The 2,386-nt window shown below is 60.7% G+C and carries 3 protein-coding genes and 1 pseudogene; all 4 read right to left on the bottom strand.

Features of this window, described 5'->3' with window-relative positions; genetic code table 11:
- Positions 1–675 (bottom strand): branched-chain amino acid ABC transporter substrate-binding protein (locus EN969_RS26855; protein ID WP_164758515.1); only part of this gene is annotated, 675 nt, incomplete at its 3' end.
- 137 nt (positions 676–812) lie between these two features.
- A complete protein-coding gene (locus EN969_RS26850; protein WP_013529096.1) occupies positions 813–1,160 on the bottom strand; it encodes a DUF6867 family protein in 348 nt (115 codons plus the stop codon).
- Between the two features lie 110 nt (positions 1,161–1,270).
- Positions 1,271–1,999: an ABC transporter ATP-binding protein gene (locus EN969_RS26845; RefSeq protein ID WP_013529095.1), complete on the bottom strand. Its 729-nt coding sequence runs from the start codon at positions 1,997–1,999 to the stop codon at positions 1,271–1,273.
- A pseudogene (locus EN969_RS26840) lies at positions 1,999–2,386 on the bottom strand (ABC transporter); the annotation flags it as partial. The gene EN969_RS26845 and the pseudogene EN969_RS26840, both read right to left, overlap by 1 nt.

The following is a 2,386-nucleotide window of genomic DNA, read 5'->3' as shown; positions in this document are numbered from 1 at the left end:
GTGCAGGCCGCCCCAATAGATGATGGAAACGCCGGCTTCCTTCATCTTGGCGATCAGCGCCGAGAAGTCCTTGTCGCCGACATTGATGCCTTCATACATGACTTCCGTCACGCCCTTGGCGTTCATCGCCTTCTTGGTTTCGTCGGCAAGGCCCTGACCGTAGGTGGTCTTGTCGTGAACGACAGCGATCTTGGCGTCCTTGAAGTTGGCGGCGAGATACGCGCCGGCAATGCTGCCCTGCTGATCGTCGCGTCCGCAGGTGCGGAACACGTTCCACAGACCGCGCTCGGTGAATTGCGGGTTGGTCGCGGCCGGCGTCACTTCGACGATGCCGTTTTCCGCATAGACTTCAGATGCCGGGATAGAGACGCCGGAGTTGAAGTGGCCGACCACGAACTTGACGCCGTCGCCGACGAACTTGTTGGCGACCGAGATACCCTGCTTCGGATCGGAGACGTCGTCGCCGACTTCGAGCTTGATCTGCTCGCCGTTGATGCCGCCCTTGGCATTGATGTCGGCGACAGCAGCTTCCGCCCCCTTCTGCAGCTGCGCGCCGAAGGCGGCGTTCGGACCGGTGATCGGGCCCGCGACGCCCATCATTACGTCAGCCCACGCGCTGCCGCCGAACGCGACAAGCGCGGTCAGGGCGACGGCGGACAAAAGTGACTTTTTCATTTAAACGCTCCCATTAACGGAGTGGGCGTGGATGAAGCTTTCATGCGATGCCCACCCTTATCGCAGAAAGCATAGTTTGCCGATTTTCAGGCACTTGTCACGCCGATTCAATTTCGAGGCGGCGTTAATGATGAACGTCAACCTTTCGGTTTCCAGCTCAAGAGTGAAGCTCTTTCGTAGAGCCAATTATACTGTGTCACCATCTGGTTGGTGCGCGTGTATTGATAGCCGACGAAGCCGAGGATCATCAGCACGATGGTGTCGACGACATAATAATGCAGCGAGAACATGGTGCCGCCGAACAGCGCGTGATGGATGAAGCGGATCGCGATGCCGAGGCCCAGCACATAGGCGAACAGCTGGATGAAGCTGCGCCACGTCTGGGCACTGGCCTTGCCCGTCATCCACGCCGCCCAGCCGCCGAGCAGACAGGTGACGAAGAAGAACTGCCAGATCGAGGGTTCCTCGTAAAGAATGCCCTGCATGGTGAAGTCTCCTTAGCATGATCCCGAAAGTTGCGGACTTTCCGGACAAAGATCATGCGACAAACAAACAATCTGGAGCGGAATAGCGGTGCACGCATTCCGCTTCGAACTCAGTGGTGTCCGCCCTCGAGATAGGCGGCGCGCACTTCCGGATTGGCGAGCAGTTCCTTGCCGGTGCCGCTCATCGTCACATTGCCGTTGACCATGACGTAGCCGCGCGTGGCGAGCTTGAGCGCGCCGAAGGCGTTCTGCTCGACCAGGAACACGGTCAGCCCCTGGGTGCGGTTCAGTTCGCGGATGGCGTCGAAGATCTGTTTGACGATCAGCGGCGCGAGACCCAGCGACGGCTCGTCGAGCAAAAGCAGCTTCGGCCGTGCCATCAGCGCGCGTCCGATCGACAGCATCTGCTGCTCACCGCCCGACAGCGTGCCACCGCGCTGGGTGATGCGCTCCTTCAAACGCGGGAACAGCGTGAACACCTTCTCGACGTCCTCGTCATAGTGCTTGAGGTTGTCGAGGCTGGCGCCCATCTGCAGGTTTTCCATCACCGTCATGCGCGGAAAGATCCGCCGGCCCTCGGGCGATTGGGCAATGCGCATGCGCGCGATCTCGTGCGTCGGCATCTGGGTTATGTCGGTGCCGGCAAAGGTGATAGTCCCGGCGCGAGCCCGCGGCGCACCGAAAATAGTCATCATCAGCGTCGACTTGCCGGCGCCATTGGCACCGATCAGCGCCACGATCTCACCCTGCTTGACGGTGACATCGACGCCGTTCAGCGCCCGGATGTTGCCGTAATAGGTCTGCACGCCCTTGATATCGAGCAGCGTTGTCGCGGCCATCACTTGCCCCCTCCACGCTTGCCCGCCACGGGCTTGGCAGCGGTCTTGCTCGCGGTCTTTCCGGAGGCTGCCTTTGCAGTCTTTGCGGAAGCATGGCTCGTCGCCACCTTGCCCGCATCCACGCGGCGCGAAAATTCCGTGTCCCTGCCCTGGCCGAGCAGCCTAGCCTGTTTGACCCATTCCTCGCGCGCGATACGTCCGTCAAAAGCAAGATAGGCTTCGGCGGCCTCGACGTCGGCCTTTTTCCAGGCGCCGATCTGGTCGAAGTGGAAGATGCCGTGGTCGTTGAGCTTCTTCTCGTTGACCGTACCGATGCCCTTTATGCGGGTCAAATTGTCGGCCTTGCCGCCGCGAGGCGCAGCCAGCCGGTTGGAGATCTCTCCAGTC

The organism is Mesorhizobium sp. M7A.F.Ca.CA.003.01.2.1 (assembly GCF_003998945.1).
Classification (GTDB): Bacteria; Pseudomonadota; Alphaproteobacteria; order Rhizobiales; family Rhizobiaceae; genus Mesorhizobium; species Mesorhizobium ciceri.
This window is presented reverse-complemented; position numbering and strand designations above follow the sequence as displayed.

Excerpts from the sequence above, each read along its gene's own strand:
- EN969_RS26850 (WP_013529096.1), bottom strand. The coding sequence starts at position 1,160 with ATGCAGGGCATTCTTTACGAGGAACCCTCGATCTGGCAGTTCTTCTTC.
- EN969_RS26845 (WP_013529095.1), bottom strand. The coding sequence starts at position 1,999 with ATGGCCGCGACAACGCTGCTCGATATCAAGGGCGTGCAGACCTATTAC.